Annotated in this window: 21 protein-coding genes; 16 read left to right on the top strand and 5 right to left on the bottom strand. The window is 38.7% G+C overall.

The window, feature by feature from the left end; all coding sequences use genetic code 11:
- The first annotated feature begins 330 nt into the window (after positions 1 to 330).
- From rplS to B2X72_RS07350, 5 genes are all read left to right on the top strand, one after another.
- Positions 331 to 678 carry a 50S ribosomal protein L19 gene (rplS, locus tag B2X72_RS07370; RefSeq protein ID WP_046671854.1) on the top strand — a complete coding sequence of 116 codons (348 nt, stop codon included), beginning with the start codon at positions 331 to 333 and terminating at the stop codon, positions 676 to 678.
- A gap of 295 nt (positions 679 to 973) precedes the next feature.
- A complete protein-coding gene (locus tag B2X72_RS07365) occupies positions 974 to 2,059 on the top strand; it encodes a carbohydrate-binding family 9-like protein (protein WP_286802721.1) in 1,086 nt (361 codons plus the stop codon).
- Positions 2,060 to 2,182: 123 nt separating this feature from the next.
- Positions 2,183 to 3,793 (top strand): CTP synthase, encoded by a 1,611-nt coding sequence (locus tag B2X72_RS07360; RefSeq protein WP_286778247.1) that lies wholly within the window; start codon positions 2,183 to 2,185, stop codon positions 3,791 to 3,793.
- A 39-nt stretch (positions 3,794 to 3,832) separates the two neighbouring features.
- A complete protein-coding gene (gene yidC / locus B2X72_RS07355) occupies positions 3,833 to 5,659 on the top strand; it encodes a membrane protein insertase YidC (protein WP_286778246.1) in 1,827 nt (608 codons plus the stop codon).
- A gap of 118 nt (positions 5,660 to 5,777) precedes the next feature.
- On the top strand, positions 5,778 to 6,563 hold the full coding sequence (locus tag B2X72_RS07350; protein ID WP_286848828.1) for an META domain-containing protein: 786 nt from the start codon (positions 5,778 to 5,780) through the stop codon (positions 6,561 to 6,563).
- 115 nt (positions 6,564 to 6,678) lie between these two features.
- On the opposite strand, the gene B2X72_RS07345 is transcribed toward B2X72_RS07350, so the two are convergent.
- A complete protein-coding gene (locus tag B2X72_RS07345) occupies positions 6,679 to 8,028 on the bottom strand; it encodes an acyl-CoA dehydrogenase family protein (RefSeq protein WP_286848825.1) in 1,350 nt (449 codons plus the stop codon).
- A 322-nt stretch (positions 8,029 to 8,350) separates the two neighbouring features.
- Here B2X72_RS07345 and B2X72_RS07340 point away from each other — a divergent pair, with 322 nt between their 5' ends.
- The 4 genes from B2X72_RS07340 (at position 8,351) to B2X72_RS07325 (ending at position 11,024) form a co-directional block, all read left to right on the top strand.
- A complete protein-coding gene (locus B2X72_RS07340; protein ID WP_075994129.1) occupies positions 8,351 to 8,572 on the top strand; it encodes a hypothetical protein in 222 nt (73 codons plus the stop codon).
- A gap of 145 nt (positions 8,573 to 8,717) precedes the next feature.
- Positions 8,718 to 8,921: a hypothetical protein gene (locus B2X72_RS07335; RefSeq protein WP_286848822.1), complete on the top strand. Its 204-nt coding sequence runs from the start codon at positions 8,718 to 8,720 to the stop codon at positions 8,919 to 8,921.
- A 126-nt stretch (positions 8,922 to 9,047) separates the two neighbouring features.
- Positions 9,048 to 10,397, top strand: a complete 1,350-nt coding sequence (gene purB, locus B2X72_RS07330; protein WP_088162908.1) for an adenylosuccinate lyase — start codon at positions 9,048 to 9,050, stop codon at positions 10,395 to 10,397.
- Between the two features lie 72 nt (positions 10,398 to 10,469).
- Complete coding sequence (locus B2X72_RS07325; protein WP_088162909.1) at positions 10,470 to 11,024, top strand: NifU family protein; 555 nt, start codon at positions 10,470 to 10,472, stop codon at positions 11,022 to 11,024.
- A 125-nt stretch (positions 11,025 to 11,149) separates the two neighbouring features.
- On the opposite strand, the gene B2X72_RS07320 is transcribed toward B2X72_RS07325, so the two are convergent.
- Positions 11,150 to 13,567, bottom strand: coding sequence for a glycoside hydrolase family 3 N-terminal domain-containing protein (locus B2X72_RS07320; RefSeq protein ID WP_088162910.1), 2,418 nt, complete (start codon positions 13,565 to 13,567; stop codon positions 11,150 to 11,152).
- Between the two features lie 170 nt (positions 13,568 to 13,737).
- Here B2X72_RS07320 and B2X72_RS07315 point away from each other — a divergent pair, with 170 nt between their 5' ends.
- From B2X72_RS07315 to B2X72_RS07285, 7 genes are all read left to right on the top strand, one after another.
- Positions 13,738 to 14,586, top strand: a complete 849-nt coding sequence (locus B2X72_RS07315; RefSeq protein ID WP_075994134.1) for a transketolase — start codon at positions 13,738 to 13,740, stop codon at positions 14,584 to 14,586.
- Position 14,587: 1 nt separating this feature from the next.
- Complete coding sequence (locus B2X72_RS07310) at positions 14,588 to 15,541, top strand: transketolase family protein (protein WP_075994135.1); 954 nt, start codon at positions 14,588 to 14,590, stop codon at positions 15,539 to 15,541.
- Positions 15,542 to 15,562: 21 nt separating this feature from the next.
- Positions 15,563 to 16,108: an RNA polymerase sigma factor gene (locus B2X72_RS07305; protein WP_075994136.1), complete on the top strand. Its 546-nt coding sequence runs from the start codon at positions 15,563 to 15,565 to the stop codon at positions 16,106 to 16,108.
- Positions 16,109 to 16,141: 33 nt separating this feature from the next.
- On the top strand, positions 16,142 to 17,098 hold the full coding sequence (locus B2X72_RS07300) for a hypothetical protein (protein ID WP_145327963.1): 957 nt from the start codon (positions 16,142 to 16,144) through the stop codon (positions 17,096 to 17,098).
- The gene (locus B2X72_RS07295) at positions 17,098 to 17,517 is read left to right on the top strand and encodes a hypothetical protein (protein WP_232475616.1); all 420 of its coding nucleotides are present in this window, start codon (positions 17,098 to 17,100) and stop codon (positions 17,515 to 17,517) included. Before B2X72_RS07300 ends, B2X72_RS07295 begins: the two co-directional genes overlap by 1 nt.
- Positions 17,518 to 17,578: 61 nt before the next feature.
- Positions 17,579 to 18,766, top strand: coding sequence for an aspartate aminotransferase family protein (locus tag B2X72_RS07290; RefSeq protein ID WP_088162912.1), 1,188 nt, complete (start codon positions 17,579 to 17,581; stop codon positions 18,764 to 18,766).
- A 34-nt stretch (positions 18,767 to 18,800) separates the two neighbouring features.
- The gene (locus B2X72_RS07285) at positions 18,801 to 19,562 is read left to right on the top strand and encodes an SGNH/GDSL hydrolase family protein (protein ID WP_075994140.1); all 762 of its coding nucleotides are present in this window, start codon (positions 18,801 to 18,803) and stop codon (positions 19,560 to 19,562) included.
- 69 nt (positions 19,563 to 19,631) lie between these two features.
- Here B2X72_RS07285 and B2X72_RS07280 read toward each other — a convergent pair whose 3' ends face one another.
- From B2X72_RS07280 to thrC, 3 genes are all read right to left on the bottom strand, one after another.
- On the bottom strand, positions 19,632 to 20,828 hold the full coding sequence (locus tag B2X72_RS07280; protein ID WP_088162914.1) for an MFS transporter: 1,197 nt from the start codon (positions 20,826 to 20,828) through the stop codon (positions 19,632 to 19,634).
- A 65-nt stretch (positions 20,829 to 20,893) separates the two neighbouring features.
- A complete protein-coding gene (locus tag B2X72_RS07275) occupies positions 20,894 to 22,081 on the bottom strand; it encodes a class I SAM-dependent rRNA methyltransferase (RefSeq protein WP_075994142.1) in 1,188 nt (395 codons plus the stop codon).
- 162 nt (positions 22,082 to 22,243) lie between these two features.
- Complete coding sequence (gene thrC, locus B2X72_RS07270) at positions 22,244 to 23,551, bottom strand: threonine synthase (protein WP_088163763.1); 1,308 nt, start codon at positions 23,549 to 23,551, stop codon at positions 22,244 to 22,246.
- Positions 23,552 to 23,673 lie beyond the last annotated feature (122 nt).

Here is a 23,673-nt window from a genome sequence, read left to right as displayed (position 1 = left end):
CTTTGTTTTGTGTGGCACAAATATCGAATCATTTTTTGACTTTGTCAACACCCTATAGAAAATTAATCACTAAACGACTGATTGATTGCATAATATTTTCATCAAAACAATATATTCTATTGAATTTAGCAATCAAAAACACCCTCCATATAGTCTACAAAGGAATATTCAAAATATCTTTAGATTATCCATTTCATTTTCATATCTTTGCATCCGATTTGAATATCAGTCAATAGTTTTTTAAAAAAGTATTTTTATATTCAGAAAATAAGTCGTAATATTGCATTCCGATTTTTACAGGATATAAATCGTTAATAATTACTCGAAATCATGGATTTAGTAAAATTTGTAGAAGAACAAGCGGTAGTAAAGAATGAAATTCCCGCTTTCAAAGCTGGAGATACCATCAGCGTTCATTATAAAATTCGCGAAGGAAATAAGGAGCGTGTACAGGTGTACCAAGGTGTAGTAATTCAATTAAACAGCGAAGGTGCTAACGCTACTTTTACCGTTCGTAAAATCTCAAACGGTGTAGGTGTTGAACGTATTTTCCCTGTAAACTCACCAAACATTGAAAAAATTGAAGTAAACAGCTACGGTAAAGTTCGTCGCGCGAAATTATTCTATTTACGCGGCCTTACTGGTAAAGCTGCTCGTATTAAATCGAAAAGAATCTAATTACGACTACCACGGCATAAAAAAAGGCTTTGAAATCATTCAAAGCCTTTTTTTATGCCCTACCACCCGTAGCTTCCAAAACGCAGGTCATACAAACCACTGCTTCTGTAATAAATTTAGGACAATTATATATTGTTTCCTAAAATCACACCCTCCTCTTTGCCGCGCTAAAACATTTTACTTACTTTTAGCTTCGTATCTGAAAGGTAGAATCGTAGATGATCACAATAGTTAAAAACATCCTAATTTTGTTCCATCTTCACTTTGCTGCCGTTAAAAATCAAACTGTATCTTGATGAGAATTATAGCTTTTATCTTTGCTTTTATAAGCTATCCGACCTTTACTTTTGCACAACGGAATCTGAATGAATTTCTTCAGTTACAGTCGCGCCCTGAAACCTATTATGTACACCCAGCAACAGATGCAATCACGATTGACGGAAAGGACGATGAGGCTTCCTGGTCAAAAGCGCCATGGACAGACTCTTTTAAGGATATTGAGGGATTAAATAAGCCTGTTCCTACTTTTAAGACGCAAGTCAAGATGCTTTGGGATAAAGAAAACCTTTATCTTTTTGCCAAGCTTCAAGAACCTCATATCAAAGGATATTTAAGACAGAAAGATACAATCATCTATCATGACAATGATTTTGAGATCTTTCTCAAGCCAAATCTATTCTCTCCGGAATATATAGAGATTGAAATAAATGCATTAAATACAGTTATGGATCTTTTGATGACTAAACCTTATCGCTTTGGCGGTAGGGCTAATCTAAATTGGGACACAAAAGATATTGAAACTGCAGTCTATCATGCCGGGTCCATCAACAATCCACAAGACAAGGATGAATTTTGGACTGTGGAAATGAAAATACCTGTAAAAAGTCTAAAATACTTTGGCGAAGGAAATCAGATCAAAGCAAATGAAACCTGGAAGATAAACTTCTCACGCGTTCAGTGGCATTATGACAATACCGAAACTATCTATAGCAAGAGAAAAGACAACACGGGTAAGACGCTCGCTGAAGAGAACTGGGTATGGTCTCCAATCGGCCTCGTTAATATGCATTACCCTGAGCGATGGGGACATATAAAATTTGTTAACGACACAAACCATCAATTTATCGATGAGCAATTCCTCGCGCTCGAAAAAGTTACCTGGAATATCTTTTACCTGCAACAGATCTATCGAAACGATAAAAAACGCTATGCAACGTCAATTCAGGAGTTAAGCAAATTATATCCTGAAATTATAAATGGGCACAAAAATTATGAGATTGTATTTTCAAATAGCACTAATTTCTATCGTATTGAAATTAAGTCAAAAGCACAGCCTACACTAAAGACAACAATCGATAGCCAAGGTAACATCTATTTTTAATTTAATTATTCGAGCGATCTTCAATTCTGATTTTGAATAAAAATTGCTATCTTTGTATCCCGTACATAAAGCAACTATTATTGGTCATTTTGACCACATAAAATTGAAAATCCTTTAATTGTTATGACTAAATATATTTTTGTTACGGGCGGCGTTACTTCGTCGTTGGGGAAAGGTATTATTGCTGCCTCCCTTGCTAAACTTCTCCAAGCGCGTGGCTATAAAGTTACCATTCAAAAATTCGACCCTTACATTAACATCGACCCAGGAACATTAAATCCATATGAGCATGGAGAATGTTATGTTACGGAAGATGGTGCTGAAACAGACCTTGATTTAGGTCATTACGAACGCTTCCTGAACGTCCCTACTTCACAAGCAAATAACGTCACGACAGGCCGCATCTATCAACACGTTATCCAACAAGAACGTGAAGGTGCCTATTTAGGAAAAACCGTTCAAGTCATTCCCCATATCACCGATGAGATAAAACGCAGAATGCAACTGTTGGGTGAGTCTGGTGAATATGATATTATCATCACTGAATTGGGTGGAACAGTGGGCGATATTGAGTCCTTACCATTTGTGGAAGCTGTAAGACAACTTCGCTGGGAATTAGGAGCCAATAATTCGCTGGTTATCCATTTGACTTTAGTCCCTTACCTAGCCGCTGCTGGCGAGCTTAAAACTAAACCTACGCAACATTCAGTAAAAACATTATTGGAATATGGTGTACAACCAGATATTCTAGTGTGTCGTACTGAACATAAATTATCACAGGAAATCCGTAAAAAATTAGCGCAATTCTGTAATGTCAACATCAACGCCGTCGTAGAATCTATCGATGCGTCGACGATTTATGACGTTCCATTACTGATGTTGAAGGAGAATCTTGATAAAACAGCATTAACAAAGCTAAAACTTTCCAACAAAAATGAGCCAGATTTAGAAAATTGGAAGAACTTCCTTGGCAAGCTCAAAAACCCAACTAGTGAAGTGAATATTGCCTTAGTCGGAAAATATGTTGAACTACCAGATGCTTACAAATCCATTATCGAAGGATTTATCCATGCAGGGGCAACAAACGAATGTAAAGTAAAAGTAAGCTATATTGCTGCTGAAAGTGTTACAAAAGAAAATGTTGCTGAAAAGCTAAAAGTTATGGATGGAGTTTTGGTTGCTCCAGGATTCGGGGAACGCGGTTTGGACGGTAAGTTAAATGCTATTCAGTATGTTCGTGAAAATAATATTCCGTTCTTCGGTATCTGTTTAGGTATGCAATGTTCGGTTATCGAGTTCGGAAGAAACGTATTGGGTCTGAAAGACGCTAATAGTTTCGAGATGGATGCCACCACGAGCAATCCGGTCATCAATTTGATGGAAGAGCAAAAAAATATCACCAATATGGGCGGTACAATGCGTTTAGGTGCTTACGACTGTGAAATTAAAAAAGGAACTAAGGCCTTTGCCATTTATGGTAAAACAAAAATTTCTGAAAGACACCGTCACCGTTATGAATTTAACAATGACTATTTAAAACAATATGAAGCTGCTGGAATGATTGCTTCAGGATTCAATCCGGAGACTGGATTAGTTGAAATTGTCGAATTGAAAAACCATCCATTTTTCGTTGCCGGACAATTTCATCCAGAATTAAAGTCAACTGTTGCAAATCCTCACCCACTTTTTGTTAGCTTTGTAGCCGCTGCTTTGGCCAACAAAAAATCAAAGTAGTAATAGAAGGATACAATTAATTAAGTTTAATTATTAAAAATGGATAGAAATACCCTAATTGGTTTGGTCCTGATGTTTGCTATCATCACTGGTTCATTTTACCTGATGAAGCCTTCAGAATCGGAAATCAAACAAGAACAAGCGAGACAAGAGGCTAAAGCGCGTACCGAAAAAGGACTGCCTGCCGAAAGTGACTCTACCGCTAAAGCCAAAGCAGCACAAACAGCAGTGATTGCTGATTCGGCGGAATTGAAAAAACCTTTTGGCGCGACAAAATTTGGAACGGAGAAAGTCATTACGATTGAAAACGAGAAAATCATTGCCAAAATCAGTACAAAAGGTGGTAAGGTTAAATCCGTAGAACTAAAAGGCGAAAAGAATTTCAATGGAAAACCGTTGATGCTTTTTGATGGCGACGACAACAAGTTTGGTTTTCAGTTTAATGCAGCTGGTCAAAATGTATCAACAAATGATTTATACTTCAATACAGAATCTTCGGATATCCAAGTTTCTGCTGAGGGTAAACAATCTGTAAAATTCCGACTAAATTACAGTGCCGATCAATATATTGAATATGTATACTCGATTGCTGGCAAAGGTTATAATGTAGGACTGGACATTAACACAAAAGGGATACAGAATTTAATTCCGCAGAGTCAAAAAACGTTGACCCTGAACTGGAACACCACGTTGAGACAGAAAGAGCAAAACATAGAATCTGAAAGACAGAAATCTACCCTGTATTATAAAGAAGATAATAAAGTAGATCACCTTTCCGAATCAAAAGATGCTGATGAAGCATTGGAGAAAAAAGTACAATGGATTGCATTCAAGCAGCATTACTTCTCTAGTATCCTCAGCGCTAAAGATGGCTTTGTCAATGCAAAAGTGGATGTAAAACATGCGTCAGAAACCGATATCGTTAAATTCTACAACACAAACGCGGAATTAGCATTTGATAACCATAAGGACAATAATTATTCCCTAAACTTCTTCTTTGGACCAAATCAATACAATGTATTGAAGGCTGAAGGAAATGATTATCAATCGATTATCAATATGGGTTGGGGGCCTATGCGTTGGATCAACCAATGGATTACAGTACCTGTATTCAACTTCCTGGATGGTTTCCATATGAGCTATGGTATCGTTATCCTTTTATTGACATTGATGTTGAAGTTGATTCTTTCCCCAATGACCTACAAGTCTTATGTCTCTATGGCCAAAATGCGTGTTTTAAAACCGCAGCTGGATGAGATCAAAGCAAAAGTGGGTGAAGACAATCAAATGTTGATGCAGCAGGAGCAAATGAAACTGTACAAACAGGTCGGTGTGAATCCACTTGGCGGATGTCTTCCTCTCGTCTTACAAATGCCATTTACCATTGCGTTCTTCTACTTCTTTCCAAATTTATTTGAATTGAGAGGACAAAGCTTCTTGTTTATGAAGGACATGTCAACTTATGATACGCTATTCACATTTGCACCTATTTTTGGATCATTCAACCACATCTCGTTGATGTGTATCTTGATGACATTGACAACACTGTTAACGACCTGGTATAACAACGCTACATCTGGTGCTACAGGACAAATGAAATACATGGGCTATATCATGCCGTTGATTTTCTTCTTTGTTTTGAATAGCTTCCCAGCAGGTTTGAATTACTACTATTTCTTAAGTGCATTATTTACGTTCTTAACGCAGTTGGTTATTCGCACTATGGTGAATGATGAGAAAATCTTAGCTAAATTGGAGGAAAATAAAAAGAATCCAAAAGCAGATAAAAAATCGAGCTTCCAAACGAAAATGGAAGAAATGATGCGTGCACAACAACAAGCACAACAAAATAAAAACAAATCGTAAGATTTATCCTACTGATAAAGAAGGCTTCCAAACTGGAAGCCTTTTTTGTTTGTGAACTTTTGTAGCATTTTGTCAAACCAAACGTTAAAAAGGGTGTTAATAGGTTAAAATTTAAAATATGAACTTTAAAAACATCGCCATACTGGCCATCTTAATCGTTAGTCTTGGAAGTTGCTCTGTGATGAAGAAAAACGCGAATGAGCAGAACACAGAAAGTAGCCTGTCGTCAGTAATTGGAAAAAAATGGCAATTGATTGAAATCAATGGACAGCCAGTAGCGGCTCAGATCAACGGTAAAATGCCTTACCTCCAGCTGGATGAAAAAAGTTACAGTGCAAGTGGGGGATGTAATGGCATCGGTGGAGAATTGACTTTATCAAAGAATGGAAAGGTTAAATTTGCTCAGGGTATGTCTACGATGATGGCCTGTCCGGATATGTCTATTGAACAAGCCTTATCCAAAAACCTGATTGCTGCAGATAACTATACGGTTAAGGATGATATTCTTAGCTTGAACAAAGCGAAAATGGCTCCCCTGGCAAAATTTAAGTTGATTCAGGACAATAAGCAACAACTTAGTGGAACTTGGGAACTTGATTATATATCCGGCCCACGGATTGCTTTCGATGGCCTATATCCCAATCGTAAACCAACAATGACATTTGATGCTGCCAGTGGTAAAGTAAACGGGAATAGTAGCTGTAATAACTACAATACGACTTTTAAAACCAATGGAAATACCATTAATTTTGGCCCGATTATGTCAACGAAAATGGCCTGCGAAGGTAATGGTGAAGCAACTTTCTTTTCGACATTGGAAAAGGTAAACACCTATAGTGTAAGCGAGAATACCTTGACATTTATCATGGGAGATATTGCTATTATGCGATTTAAACGGAAATAGAAAATTGCTTTTTTGCTCCAACTGAAGTAAAAAGGGCATTGTTTAAAAAACAACGCCCTTTTTATGTATTAAGCGATATTTGGCAACAGGAAGTCAAAAACCAGCCGGATCTCGCCTAAACAAAGGCACTAAATCCAGTTATACTTCTACCAACTATGAGTGAATTGATTTCTTTTGTCCCCTCATAGGAATAAATTGCTTCGGCATCGGCCAAAAACCGTGCGACATTATACTCCAACAGAATACCGTTTCCACCCATGACCTCTCGAGCCTTGGAAACAATATCTCTCGTACGTAAAGAACAGAAGACTTTAGCCAGCGAGGCATGTTCATCTTTTAGTTCACCTTTATCCTGTAATTCAGATAATCTGAAGACAAGCGTTTGCATAGCTGTCAAATTGGACAACATTTCAACCAGGTGATTTTGAATAAGTTGAAAAGAAGCGATTGGTTTACCAAATTGCCTCCTTTTACGCGTATAATCCAAGGCATTTTCATAGGCGCCTCGCGCACATCCTACGGCCATCCAAGCGACACCTGCTCGCGTCATCTGAAGAACCTTTCCTGTATCTTTAAAAGAATTTGCATGTTGCAGGCGATCACTTTCTTGAACGATACAATTCGCTAAAGTAATAAGGCCATTCTGCACAATGCGCAAAGCCATCTTATCTTTAATTTTTTCAACTGAAAAACCTGGATTATCCTTTCGTACAATAAACCCCTTAACTTCGCCATCATCAAGATCCCTTGCCCATACGATTGTGATATCGGAAAAGGTGGAATTCCCGATCCATTTTTTTTGACCATTTAAGACCCAACCTTCAGCTGTCTTCCTACAGGTCGTTGTCAATCCGCCTGCTGCTCCCGACCCTACTTCGGGCTCTGTTAAACCAAAAGCACCAATCACTTGCATCTGCTGCATTTTGGGCAGCCACTCTTGTTTTTGCTCTTCGGATCCGCAAATATAAATTGATCCCATGGCTAAACCACTCTGTACGCCAAAGAAAGTCGCTACAGAAGCATCTACCCGTGCTATCTCCGCCGCTATGATCCCTTCCATTAATGAACTTCCCCCCATACAACCATACCCATCGTAGGTATAGCCACAAATATTTAAAGCTGCTAGTTTCGGTACTATTTCAAAAGGGAACTCATCTCTTAACCAATATTTATTGACGATTGGCTTAACTTCGGTCTCCATAAACTCCCTTACCTTCAATTGCAATGCACGATCTGAATCGTTTAATTTGCTATCCATAGCATAGAAATCACCATTAATAGGCGGTAATTCCTTTTTTTCTTTTCCTGCACTTAGCATTTTCATTAAACCATGAAGCTGCTTATCATCCATTTTTGATACGGCATCCATGACTGCTCCCAAATCCACTTTCTTCGATATTTCTTCCAATTTGCCAAAGTCTATTGATTTTGCCAAATCCATTATATTCTTTACTTTATCAAACATAACTGCAATTTCTTTTTAAGTGTTTACTTCTTAAAATAAGAAAAATAATCCAAAATTGTTTGGAAATGACATGATACGACATGATGGAATTATCCGGTAAACAAACGAATGGACAATATCTTACCTTATATCGCCCAATCCCCTATCAATAAAATAGTGGAATCAGGAATGTTTTGAATAAAACATAGAATTATAAATAAATGAAAAACAATGTGTTAAAAATATTTTTAAAAAAACATCATTTTTTGGGTTACCTTTTTTGGTTACGTGTATTAAGAGATGAAAAAGAAAATTATTTCAATTTAAATTAGAAAATTAGAAAATGAAAAACGCATTAAAATTCGGTTTCTTAGGTTTAGCTTTAACTGTAGCTTTCGCATCTTGTAACAATTCAGAGAAAAAAGCTGAAGGTGCTGCAGATTCAGCTTCTGCTTTAGTTGATTCAGCTGCTAACACATTAGATTCAGCTGCTACTAAAGTTGATTCAGCTGCTGCTAAAGTTGATTCAGCTGCTGCTAAAGTTGATTCAGCTGCTACTAAATAATTCAGGACTGAATAAAGCTTTTGGAAGGCCTTTTTTACGAAAGGCCTTTCTTTTTTTAAAAAAAATAAATACAGGGGTTACCTTTTTGGTTTAATGGTATTAACTCCTAAATAACAAGATTTAAAAATATTTTAATTTTAATAAAATGAAAAACGCATTAAAATTCGGTTTCTTAGGTTTAGCTTTAACATTGGCTTTCGCATCATGTGGTGAAACAGCTAAAAAAACTGACGCTGCTACTGATTCAGCTAACGTTGCTTTAGATTCAGCTAACACGCAATTGGATTCAGCAAAAACTGCTGTAGATTCAGCTGCTGCTAAAGTTGATTCAACTAAAGCTGCTCACTAATTCTCTGAAAAAGAATTTACACCGTATAAAAAGCTTCCTTCAACAAGGAGGCTTTTTTTATATCTACACCAATTAAATTGCTAAGCTCCAAGCATTTTTTTACCTTTGCCAAAAATCATTCAATCTATGGCTTTATCATCTTTAACAGCAGTTACGCCTATTGACGGACGCTATTACAATAATACTAATGAACTTTCAGCATTTTTTTCCGAATTTGCTTTAATAAAATATCGTGTACGCGTAGAGGTCGAATATTTTATTGCATTAAGTGAATCCGGTATTGCTCAATTACAACAGTTTGACAAAACACTCAATGAAAAATTGCGGGATATCTACAGGAATTTTTCTGAAGAAGATGCCATTTGGATCAAAAACACAGAAAAAGTTACGAACCATGATGTTAAAGCAGTTGAATATTTTCTAAAAGATCAATTTGAAAAATTAGGATTACAGGACTACCTTGAATTCATCCATTTTGGTTTGACTTCACAAGATATCAATAACACAGCGATTCCACTTTCCTGGAAAGAAGCCATTAAAGAAAGTTATACACCGGCAATAGAAGAGTTGCTTCATGAGTTAAAATCATTAGCAACGTCATGGTCAGACATCCCGATGTTGGCACGTACCCATGGACAACCGGCATCTCCAACTCGTTTGGGTAAAGAGTTTTATGTTTTTATCGAACGCATAGAACGTCAATTGCAACTATTACATCAAGTACCGTATTCCGCTAAATTTGGTGGCGCAACTGGTAATTTTAATGCGCATCACGTTGCATATCCAGCGACAAATTGGATCAATTTTGGGAATAATTTTGTAAACAATATCTTGGGGTTAGACCGTTCACAAACGACCACACAGATTGAGCATTACGATAACTTTGCGGCGAGCTGTGATGCCTTAAAACGGATAAACAATATTGTCATCGATTTATGCCGTGACATTTGGACATATATTTCGATGGAATATTTTAAACAAAAAATCACTGCTGGTCAAATCGGTTCTTCGGCTATGCCACATAAAGTCAACCCGATTGACTTTGAAAATGCAGAAGGAAATTTAGGTATTGCAAATGCCATTTTTGAGCACCTTGCGGCTAAGTTACCAGTTTCCCGCCTTCAACGAGATTTAACAGATTCTACGGTATTACGTAATATTGGTGTTCCGTTTGCACATACCCTAATTGCTATTAAATCGACTTTGAGAGGGTTACGCAAATTGATTTTAAACGAACAGGCGTTGGCCAATGATCTTGAAAATAATTGGGCTGTTGTTGCGGAGGCACTACAAACTATATTGAGAAGGGAAGGCTATCCAAAGCCGTATGAAGCTTTAAAAGACCTAACACGTACCAACACACATGTTACAAAAGAAACGATAGCAACATTTGTTGATAATCTAAATGTATCAGCGGAAGTTAAAGAGGAACTGAAAGCGATCAGTCCTTCTAACTACACAGGTGTCACTTTATAAGCTTTTACTTATAGATGACCTTAACAAAGCTTCATTTGACCTATATTTGCTTGGAATAAAAATAGATACTACATGGCTACGATTAACGTATATACAGAGTCTACACCCAACCCTTCTACAATGAAGTTCTTGGTCAATAAATTGTTGATCAACGGTAGTGTGGATTTTCCAAATAAAGAAGCAGCACAAGATTCACCGTTTGCACTTGAATTATTCAAATTTAACTTTGTAAATGGGGTATTTTTTGCAAGTAACTTCGTGACCATTACCAAAACTGAAGATGCGGAATGGGAAGACATTGAAGCCTTGCTAAAAGACTTTGTAAAAGGTGCTGTAGAGTCTGAACTTGCTGTAAAAACGGTACACCACGATACAGAGGTTAATTTTGAAGGTACTGAAACTGAAGTGAAGATACAACAAGTATTACATGATTATGTAAGACCTGCTGTTGAACAAGATGGTGGAGCAATCCATTATAAATCCTTCAACGAAGGTATTGTGACAGTTGAACTAAAAGGTTCTTGCAGTGGTTGTCCATCTTCGACAATCACATTAAAAGCAGGAATTGAGGGATTGTTGAAACGCATGGTTCCAGAAGTGACTGAAGTTGTCGCTGAGGCCATGTAATCACAGCTATTCGATACAATAAAAAAAGGATTCAGTAATTAATTTTGCTGAATCCTTTTTTTATTCACTAGTCTTAAGAAGAAATAATCGCTATCCACCATCTGCTTGGTATAGCATTTTTTAACCTAATTGACTACTTCAAATGAATCTTTAAGCGGAAGATTAACAGAAGAATTACCGATAAATAGTTCAAATTTGCCGGGTTCAACTGTCCAGTTATTGTGCTGATCCAAAAGTTCCAGGTGGGCAGGTAAGATCGTAAACTGTAAGGTCTTCTTTTCCCCTGGATTAAGTTCAACTTTTTCGAATCCACGCAAATCCATCTCATATGTCGTTACCGAAGACAGCACGTCTTTGATATAAAGCTGAACAACTTCGGCGCCTTTCCTCTTCCCTATGTTTTCAATATCAACCGTAACTGTAAGGGAATCCGTTGGTCTGATCTGTTTCTTAGCGAGTTGTAAATTTGAAAAACTAAAATCTGTGTAGCTTAATCCATATCCAAAAGGGTATAAGAATCCAACAACCCGACTATTGCCCCACCCATTGGGTCCGACCCCAGGTTGCCCCGCCTGTGCAGCGGGCTTGGTCGGAAAATTCATTTCAACCTGTCCGACGGACTTCGGAAATGAAATGGGCAATTTTCCACTAGGGCTATACCCTCCAAACAGCATTTCGGCAAGAACATTTCCCGACTGATTGCTAAGAAACCAACTCTCCACAATTGCAGGTAGATATTTGTTTTCCCAATTGACAGTAAGTGGACGACCATTGACAAGTACCAGCACAATAGGTTTACCTGTTTCCTTCAATTTCATTAAATAGTCGCGTTGCTTGCCTGGCAAATTTAGATCTGATCGCGATCGACTTTCACCGACTTCCCGTTCCGACTCGCCCATTACCGCTATGATTAGGTCAGATTCTTTACCGAGACGAACACCTTCGGCCATCTTTTCCAGCTCCTCGCCGGACAAGTCTGTTGGAATAATCTCACTCTCAGGCCAGTTTTTATCCACGACATCTACCCCTTTTGCATAATCAACCCGAAGTGCCTTTGTTTTTCCATAGTTTATAATCCCATCTTTGATGGTGGTGATCGGATTATTGGAAGGTCCATAGCGACTTGTCGTATAATTTGTTGCTTCTGCCATTGGTCCCGTAACCAAAATTCGTTTGTATTTATTCACGTCTATTGGGAGAAGATTCTGTTCATTTTTCAACAGAACAATAGACTCCTTATTCATTTGAAGTGATACTTCTTCATCTGCGGGGGTATGCACCTTTTTATCGGCTATCGCTATATCTTCTCTCAATGGATGATCAAATAAACCCAGTTTAAATTTCACGGTCAGGACTTCGCGAACCCGCTGATCCAATATTTTGATATCCAGCCCTCCTTCTTCTATTAGTTCCATTAGTGGCGTTAGATATGTACTCGGTGGATCAAAATTTGTCCGCACATTCAAACCCGCCTCTAATGCCTGTTTAATAGCATCTTTATAGTTTGCAGCAACATGGTGTTTGTTGTAAATAAACTCTAGAGCCTCACTGTCGGACACCACATACCCTTCAAAACCATACTCTTTTCGGAGTAAGTCCTGTAAAAAATAGCTGCTGGCAGATACAGGCACGCCATCATAATCATTATAACTACTCATGACTCCCAAGGGTTTGGCTTCCTTTATGACCCTTTTAAATGGATAGAGGTGAAGCGAATGCATCTCACGAAAGCCAACATGAGGATCCGTACGTGCATTGCCATCTCTTCCCCCTTTGGGCACAGAATAGACCGCATAATGTTTCAATGTGGATGCGACTCCATTTTGTTGAATCCCTAAAACAACTTGTTTCCCCATTTCAGCAATATGAAACGGATCTTCGCCATAGGTTTCAACCACTCTTCCCCAGCGCGGATCTCTAGAAACATCAAGAATAGGCGTATAGACATTGGTATAGCCCAGATATTTGGCTTCCCTACCAATTATATCGCCAGCTTTACGTACCAGTGAAGTATTCCATGTACTTCCAATATTGATTGGTGCCGGCAGGGAAGTAGCGCGATCATGGTTGAGTCCATGAATCCCCTCATTGGTAAAATCAACGGGAATACCAAGTCGTGTGTTTTCCACAAACCATTTTTGAACATTATTTAAGGCTTGAGCATGGCGGCTGAAGGGATACGAAAATGAACTTTTTGCCGACTTATTATAAGCCAAGCTATTCAACATTTCGTCGATATTGGCCAAGCCGTGTTTCCAAATCTCTTTGTCCCAAGCGGCAGTGGGCTGCTCATCTTTCAAAACCCGCCCATAACCGTAGAGTGTAACCGTCTGATTGGCCTTTTCTTGAACAGTCATTTGACGCAACAGATCCTCCACGCGACTGGCTATTTTCTGTTTGGGGTCTTCATAAATATCCTTTTTCCCATTTTTGTTAAAATCGATCCAATCCTTATGGTAAATGTTGATGTGCTGGGCAGAAGAATGCAAATAAAGGGCTGAGAGCGCTGAAATAATAAGGCTGCTTTTGAGTTGATTAGGCATTATGCTGAAAATTGTTGGTTTTATAAAGTGAAGCAAGGTACAAAAAAAATAAAAATCCGCAGATCAAACACATCGTCGATCTGGGATAAGTCAATATAAATTCATTTTTTAACAAGCATCTAGCTTAAAAATAGTTAACTTTACGACCAATTGTGAAACCAACAAAAAAAATGAGTGCAGATATTAACAAACTAGAACAAATTGCATCACAGGTAAGACGTGATATCGTACGTATGGTACACGCTTGTCAATCAGGACACCCAGGTGGTTCGTTAGGTTGTACAGATTACTTTGTGGCGCTTTATTTCAATGCAATGAAACGCAATCCTTCCTTTGACATGGATGGAAAAGGAGAAGATTTATTCTTCCTGTCAAATGGACACATCTCTCCTGTATTTTACAGTACATTGGCGCATGCGGGATATTTTGAAGTGAGCGAATTAGCAACGTTCAGAAAAATCAATTCCAGACTTCAAGGTCACCCAACAACACACGAAGGCCTTCCGGGTATTCGTATTGCTTCGGGATCATTGGGCCAAGGATTATCTGTTGCAATTGGAGCCGCACAGGCAAAAAAATTGAATAAAGACAATAATCTAGTTTATGTTTTAATGGGTGATGGCGAATTGCAGGAGGGCCAAGTTTGGGAAGCTGCAATGTACGCACCACACAACAAAATCGACAATTTAATTGCTACTGTTGACTATAACAAAGCACAAATTGACGGATCTACAGATCAAGTATTATCTCTTGGTGATCTTCGTGCAAAATGGGAAGCATTTGGCTGGGATGTGATGGAAATTGCTAAAGGCAATGACATGAATGCTGTTGTTGCAGGTTTAGCAGAAGCTAAATCACGCACAGGAAAAGGTAAACCGGTTATTATTCTGATGCATACTGAAATGGGTAGCGGTGTTGATTTTATGATGGGTTCTCATAAATGGCATGGTGTTGCTCCAAATGACGAACAATTGGCGTCGGCGTTGAATCAGCTTACAGAAACTTTAGGAGATTACTAGCATGAAAAAATATACTTATACAGAGTCAAAAGATACACGCTCAGGATTTGGTGCGGGCTTACTAGAAGCAGGAAAGCAAGATGAGAATGTAGTTGCATTATGTGCTGATTTAATCGGTTCGTTAAAAATGAACGATTTTATCAAAGAATTTCCTGAGCGCTTTTTCCAAATCGGTATTGCGGAAGCAAACATGATGGGTATTGCTGCCGGACTTACGATCGGTGGTAAAATACCATTCACAGGTACATTCGCAAATTTCTCAACAGGCCGTGTTTATGATCAGATTCGCCAATCGATCGCATACTCGGACAAAAATGTAAAAATTGCGGCGTCACATGCTGGTCTAACCTTAGGTGAAGATGGTGCAACTCACCAAATCTTAGAAGATATCGGTTTGATGAAAATGTTGCCTGGAATGACAGTGATCAATCCTTGTGATTTCAATCAAACAAAAGCCGCTACGATTGCTGCAGCCAAATATGATGGACCGGTTTATTTGCGTTTTGGCCGTCCTGTAGTTCCTAACTTCACTCCTGCTGATCAGGAATTTGTGATTGGTAAGGCGGTATTATTAAATGAAGGAACGGATGTTACGATCATTGCTACAGGTCATCTGGTATGGGAAGCTATCCAAGCTGGTGAGCAATTAGCTGAGTTGGGCATCAACGCTGAGATTATCAATATCCATACAATCAAACCTTTGGATGAAGAAGCTATTTTAAAATCTGTTGCTAAAACCAAATGTGTCGTAACGGCGGAAGAGCATAATCGTCTTGGCGGTTTAGGTGATAGCGTTGCTCAGGTATTAACAAGAGAGTTGCCTACTCCACAAGAATACGTTGCTGTAAATGATAGTTTTGGAGAATCAGGTACTCCTGCTCAATTGATGGAAAAATACGGTCTGAATGCAGCGGCTATTGTTGCAGCGGCTCAAAAAGTAATCAAAAGAAAATAACAAAACTACGCAAGTCAATATATGGATGACGCTTTAATTATAGCAAAATTCGCCGAAGAGAGTACGCGAGAAGAAGCTTTCCGTTTATTGTTGAAGAAATATCAACAGAAGATTTATTGGCATGTGCGAAGAATGGTCATCGATCATGACGATGCGGACGATGTTGTACAAGATATTTTTGTGAAAGTATGGAAGAACCTTGGGAACTTCCGGGAAGACTCACAGTTATACACGTGGCTTTATCGTATTGCAACAAATGAATGTATTACCTTCTTAAATAAGAAAAAGCAAAAGCAGAACGTGTCGTTGGATGACGACACGACTGCTTATCTGGCAGAAACGCTTGCTGATGGCAATTATTTCAATGGTGATAGAGCTCAAATGAAATTACAACAGGCTTTGTTGACCTTGCCAGAGAAGCAAAAATTGGTCTTCAATATGAAATATTTTGAAGACATGAAATATGAAGAGATTTCAGAAGTTCTCGGAACAAGTGTTGGAGCGCTTAAAGCCTCTTATCATTTGGCCGTCAAAAAAATAGAGGCATTTTTTAACAACAACGATTAAACCTTTTAGCGAAATTAGGTTCTAACAAATACTATGAAGGAAAATGGCACATATCATGATGGGCTGGAGCCTACAAATCTTCCAGCATCGTTGCGTGAAAATCCATTTGGCTTACCTGAAAATTATTTCAGTGATTTAGAATCAAAAATAATTACGCAAGTCAAATTGATTGAATGCAAGGAAGAATCCATCTTTGAGGTTCCAGAAGGATATTTTGATAGCCTATCTGAGGCCATTATGTGTAAAGTAGCAGAAGACAATTTAAAAAATCAAGTTGCTACTGACGGCTTTGAAATTCCTGAAAATTATGCTTCCGAACTATCTTCAACTATCCTCAACCGAATTTTAGAAGACAAATTAAAAGAAACGATTGTATCTGATGGCTTTACAATGCCTTCTGCTTATAATCAAACGCTTGAAGATTCCATCTTCGCCCGTTTAGCTGAGCAGGAATTGAAGAAAACAGTTCCTACAGATGGTTTCTCTGTTCCGGCTGGCTATGAAGAAACAGTTGAATCGACTATTTTTGCTCGTATCGCTGAAGAAAAACTCAAAGAAACGGTTGTGACTGCAGGCTTTGATGTACCACAACATTATTTTGAGACTCTTTCCGACAGTATTATTAATGCTGTGCAGGAGCCTGAAAAAGATCATACACCTATCCATCAAATAGGAAGACCGAAAAAATGGTATGCACGCTATGCTGTTGCAGCATCTTTTGCCGCCATGTTGAGCATAGGAGGATATTGGGGGTATCAGTATCAACAACAAAATGCAGCTCCCGTAGAAACAGTTGCAGAAGAGCAGTTGAGCCAACATTTGTCAGAAATTCCTAAGCAGGAAATTATTAATTACCTTGCGGCTTCAGCTTCTGGTGATGATATGATCTATATGTCCCAGTATACCGATGAAGCGAATCTCCCTACCAAGGGATTTGGGAGTAATATATCTAAACAAGAAATAGAAGATTATCTAAACTATACCTTATAATGATGTTCGATAAAAAATACATATGGATAACATTGTTCTTTAGTATATTTTCTATTGCCTTGGGCTTTGCACAAGACAAAAATCGATTTCAAGCTATAGAAAATGAAAAAATAGCTTACATTACTAAAGAACTAGATTTAACGCCAAGAGAGGCTCAGCAATTCTTTCCGCTCTATAATGAGTATAGCCAAACACTTTGGGATATCAGAAAAGAAAAATTGAATGGTGCTCCCAAAAATAGTTTTAGAGGTGGTTCCAGAGATGTCTTACAGTATGATGTTAAAGAAGTGGAGATCAAAAAAGAATACCGGGTCAAATTTGCCAAAGTTATTGGCAATGCGCGGGCATCGCAATTTTTTGAAGTAGAACAGGAATTCAGAGAACATCTATACAAATCCCTGCAGAATAGAAGAAAATAATCTCGAAAATAAAAAAGAAGTCTTGAAGACTTCTTTTTTATTTTCGGACATTTGTAAGATCATGTTAAGCAACAGAGAATTATTTTTAATGAATACTGCTCAAACATCTAGCTCACCTAGATTGGTTGAAGTAGTTAAGGCTGAAGGTGTCTACCTTTATGGCCCCAATGGAGAAGAATATATGGATTTGGTCTCCGGCTTCAATGTCAGCAATATAGGCCATCGTCATCCGAAGGTTTTAGAGGCTATAAAATCACAATTGGAGCAGTACTTACATGTCACCGTTTATGGTGAATTTGTGCAGGCGCCACAGGTGCAATTTGCTACAGAATTACTAGCAGAACTTCCCGCTAATTTTCAATCAGTCTACCTCACCAACAGTGGAACGGAAGCCGTAGAGGGATCTATGAAAATAGCAAAGAAATATACTGGTCGCAGGCAGATTATCGCTGCAAAAAAAGCGTACCACGGCAGCACACAAGGCGCGCTCAGTCTGATCGGAAACGATGAGTATCGCAAAGCGTATGCCCCCCTCCTTCCCGAAATAGATTTTATCGGGTTTAATGACATGGAAGATCTCACAAAGATTACGGAACAAACTGCTGCTGTCATCCTCGAAGCTATTCAGGGAGAAGCTGGTGTCCGAGTCCCGGATATCGCTTACATGCAAGCTGTTAGAAAACGCTGTAATGAAACAGGTACTTTACTGATCTTTGATGAAATTCAAACAGGTTTCGGTCGAACAGGCCGTCTTTTCGCCTTCGAACATTTTGCTATTGTTCCAGATATCCTGATGCTTGCCAAAGGCATCGGAGGCGGTATGCCCTTGGGTGCATTTGTTGCAGCCAAAGAAGTGATGGACGTTATTAAGGATAATCCCATGCTTGGGCACATCACAACTTTCGGGGGGCATCCTGTGAGTTGTGCCGCAGCGCGGGCTTCACTAGCTGTTATCAAGGAAGAAAAATTAGTCGAACAGGTTGAGCGAAAATCGCTTTTATTTAAAGAAAAACTCAGGCATCCTGCAATTAAAGAAATTCGAGGACTAGGCCTTATGATGTGTCTGCAACTGGCTTCTTTTGATCAAGTTTACAATGTGAGTAAGTATTGTGCTGAAAAAGGGGTTATGATCGATTGGTATCTGCATTGTGAAACGGCACTCCGTGTCGCCCCACCATTGACTATTACAAATCTAGAAATTGAAAAAGCTTGTAACATCATTATAAAAGGTTTGGAAAAGTATGCCTAAAGTATGTAACTTTAAACATAACAAAAACCTAATAATGAACACAAACCGCAGATCATTTATCAAAAAAAGCATTATTGGCACCGGTCTATTGACTGGCGCCGATTTACTGAGAAACGATGTATTCGCACACGAATCAACAGTCGGTTCCTCAAAAATCACTTTAAATAACGACGACATCATTTTATTTCAGGGCGATTCCATTACGGATGTGGGCCGAGATAGAAATAACAAAAATGCCAATGACACCGCAGCGCTGGGGCATGGTTATGCTTTATTGGCTGCCAGCCAACTCTTAAATAAATATCCAGCAAAGAGACTAAAGGTATATAATACAGGTATTAGCGGAAATCGTGTACCCGATCTTCAAAAGCGCTGGCAGGAGGATACTCTGGCAATTAACCCTACTGTATTGAGTATTTTGATTGGTGTGAACGATTTCTGGCGGACAATCGATCGAGGAGCACAGACTACGGTTGAAGAGTATAAATCCCAGTACAAACAGCTATTGCAGGAGACATTACAAAAGCTTCCAAATGTCAAATTGATCATTGGAGAGCCTTTTGCAGTAAAGGGTGTAGGTCACATTACTGAAGCTTGGTATCCAAAATTTTTGGCTTATCAAGAATCCGCTCGTGAGATCGCCAAAGAATTTGGAGCAATTCTTATCCCCTATCAAAAAATATTCGACAATGCTCAAAAGAATGCCCCTGGTGCCTATTGGGCTGCGGACGGCGTACATCCCACGCTTGCTGGGGCACAAATGATGGCCTCAGCCTGGATGGACTGCATCAAGTAATAAAAGAAAAGAGCGGATACTTTATTGAAATCCGCTCTTTCTTTTTTAACATATGCCTATATGTTAAATCTAAATTTCTTTATAAGGTGTTTTTTGTAGATTGGGAAGAAAATAAGCCACAATACCGATCAATGGCAGATAGGAACATAAGTGATAAATAAACTCGATGGAAGTATGATCTGCCTGCCAGCCAAGTACAGCGGATCCAATCCCCCCCATTCCAAATGCAAAGCCGTAAAATAAACCTGAAACCATACCCAACTTTTTAGGCAATAGTTCTTGTGCATAAACAATAATTGCTGGAAAAGCTGATGATAAAATCAACCCAATAATCACGATTAATATCCCCGTCATCGTAAGTCCAACATAGGGTAATGCCAATGCAAATGGCGCAACGCCCAAGACGGAGAACCAGATGACATATTTGCGACCAAATCGATCGCCGAATGCTCCTCCAAGTAGGGTTCCCACCGCAACGGCTATCAGAAAATAAAATAGATAGACTTGTGCTTCCACTTCATTGATTCCGAATTTCTTGATTGTATAAAACTGGAAGTAGTTTGTGATACTTGCTATATAGAAGTATTTTGAAACAATCAGTAATAGGAGTATAATAACCGTCACGACGATTCTGCTATTGGGTAGATCAGGTACGCGTATTGTTCTCTTCGTTGATTTAGCGGAGCTTTGAAGCCTCTTTTTATACCAACTACCGATATAATAAGATATAAATTGGCCGAGAATGGTAAATAAGCACATCCAAGCGATCGCCTGTTGCCCTCTCGGTAAAACCAAAAAAGCGACAATGATTGGAGCCATTGCGGTCCCTGCATTGCCTCCGATCTGAAAAATAGATTGTGCCATACTTCTTCTTCCTCCCGACGCCATATAAGCTACACGAGAAGATTCAGGGTGAAAGATTGAAGATCCAATCCCGACCAGAAAAACAGAAAATAAGATCCATTCATAACTATGTGCTTTCGAAAACAAAAACATACCGAGAAGTGAAAAAGACATCCCTATAATCTGGGAGTACGGTACAGGATGTTTATCCGTAAATGAGCCTACAACAGGCTGGAATATTGAAGCTGCTATCTGATAAACCATTGTAATCATCCCAACCTGAGAAAAGCTTAGATGATGCTCTTCTTTGAGCAAGGGATAGGTTGCCGGTATCACTCCCTGAATCATATCGTTCAGAAGATGCACCATACTCACGGCAAACAAAATAGAAAAAATAGGTCTACCCGCCTTCTCTTGTATCATGACGTCTTTCAAAAATTAAAAAGGTTGATTTTAACAAACCAACCTAAACTACCTTCATATAATAATTACAATACGCGTACCAACAATCCTTTCAGATATTCACCTTCGGGGAACGAGGCCCGGACAGGATGGTCTTCAGGTTGATGAAATTGTCTGATAAACTGAATTTCCTTACCGGCATCCAGTGCAGCCCAAGCGAGCACTTGTTTGAACGTATCCATATCCATCGCACCTGAACAAGAAAATGTCGCTAATAAACCACCGCTATTTAACAACATCAATCCGCGGCGATTCAGGTCTTTATACGCCCTTGATGCTCTTTCCAATGCAGATCGAGAGGGTGCATATTTCGGTGGATCCAGGACAATCAGATCAAATTTTTCCCCTTCATCAATGAATTTACGCAATTGCTTGTTTACATCAGACAATATTGCTTTATGTCGACTAGGTTCAAAACCATTTTCAACAATATTCTTTTCCAGGGTTTCAATAGCCAGTGCAGAACTATCTACAGATATGACTTCTGCAGCGCCACTTTTCAAACTATTTAACGTAAAACCACCGGAATAGCAGAAACAATCTAGGACTCGTTTATTCAAAACGTAGTTGGCCGTTAGCTGGCGATTTTCACGTTGGTCGCAATAAAATCCCGATTTTTGCCCATCAATAATGTTAACCTTATAATGAATGCCATTTTCGATAACGTCGACAAATTCAGATGGAAGTTCTCCAAACAAAAGTCCATTGGTATCGGGTAATCCTTCATGTTCGCGGGATTTCAGATCACTGCGCTCATAAATTCCTTTGGGTTGCAGCAAAGCATTCAATTCATCTATAATAATGGATTTGACTTTTTCCACCCCAACTGAATGAATCTGAATGGATATAAAATCTGCGTATTTATCTGCAATAAGTCCAGGAAGAAAATCTGCTTCAGCAAAGATTAAACGAACTGTATTGGTAACGCCTTCTTGCAACAGATGCTGTCTTGCTGCAACAGCCTTCTGAACTCGGGCACGCCACCAATCTGCATCAATCTGTGCTTGAGGGTTCCACTCCAATAAACGAATGGCTACACGCGAGCTATTGTGAAATAGACCATAGGCAATAAATTCACGTTCAGCATTGTAAACGCCAACAACTTCGCCATCTTCAATTTTATCGGACAATGATTTAATTGCTCCAGAAAATACCCAAGGATGCAATTGCCAGGCAGCTTTATCCTTACCCTTATTCAAATAAACTGATTTCATTGTTGCAAAATTAACTTATTAATTCGACATCCTGATGAAACTTTCCGGATAAAACAATCTAACATCCTCAATACATTATATATTTCCCAAAAATCCTTTTAATCCAAAAAACTCAACTATTTCTGAATAAAAATAAAAGGGCTCCTAAGGAGCCCTCAACGTTTAGTTATGGTTGATTAAATATTTTTTGAAGGCTTCAAAATCAACTTTCAAAGATTCTGCTAATTTCTCTTTTCCTTGCAATGTTTCTGCGCCGACAGGCAAAACTATTTTTTCGAATACATCTGCGGCTATTGCATCCGGGAATTTGCAGGGATGTGCTGTCGATAAGAAAACTGAAGCATACGGACCGGGGTACTCATTTGCATAAGCACGAGCGCCAAGCCAGGCAATTGCTGTATGCGGACAGGCGATATAATCCGATTCTTCAAGTAATTTCTGCATTCCTTCTTTTGTTTCTTCATCTGTAAATGTATAAGAAGAAAGCATATTTTTTAATTCAGCCACATTTCCGCCAAAGAGATCCTGTATACGTACCCAGTTGCTTGGATTTCCCACATCCATGGCATTGCTTAGGGTTTGAACAGAAGGCAGTGGCTCATATTTACCTGAAGAAAGGAATCTAGGAACGGTATCATTGACGTTTGTTGCTGCTACAAAATGTTTCACTGGAAGTCCCATTTTATAAGCCAATAAACCAGCTCCAATATTACCAAAATTACCACTCGGCACTGTAAATACGACCTCATTGACTCCTTGTGACTTCAATTGTGCATACGCATAAAAATAATAAAATGTCTGTGGGATCAACCGTGCTATATTGATTGAATTAGCGGAAGTCAAACGCAATATAGCATTAAGTTCGGCATCACTAAAGGCTTGTTTTACCAATGCCTGACAATCGTCAAAGGTTCCTTCTACCTCAATAGCACGAATATTTTGTCCATTAGTGGTCAGTTGTAATTCCTGAACCTCCGAGACTTTACCTTTAGGATATAGTATCGTCACACGTGTTCCTTCTACTCCCAAAAAGCCCAAGGCAACAGCTCCACCGGTATCGCCTGATGTCGCGACAAGTACGTCCAGTAATTTATCGTCAGTCTTTGAAAAATAGCCCATGACCCTACTCATAAAGCGAGCCCCAAAATCCTTAAAGGCATAAGATGGCCCATGAAATAGTTCAAGCACAGCGGTGCTGTCGGTCAAGAATTTTACAGGAGCATCAAAATTGATGGCATCGTTCACAATCTGTTTTAAATCGTCTTTGGGAATATCATTTCCCAATAGTGTAGAAGCTACTTCAAAAGCAATCTCCTGCAAGGAATACTGTTGAATATTCTTAATAAACAGCGGATCCAATTGTGGTATCTCTTCAGGCATATACAATCCTTTGTCTGCAGGGAGAGAATTGAAGACCGCATCTTTGAAGGAGACTTCTAATGTTTTATTATTTGTACTATAAAATTTCATATGTAAATAATCTTTTTGTAGAGGCCGATAAAACATCCTGTTATTTTCATTCGTGTTGACTTTAGAATGTGGATATTTCATTTTATTATCTTTTCTGAGGCAATGATCAATTAACCTAAGAT

The organism is Sphingobacterium sp. UBA7253 (genome assembly GCF_002472745.1).
GTDB lineage: Bacteria > Bacteroidota > Bacteroidia > Sphingobacteriales > Sphingobacteriaceae > Sphingobacterium > Sphingobacterium siyangense.
This window is presented reverse-complemented; position numbering and strand designations above follow the sequence as displayed.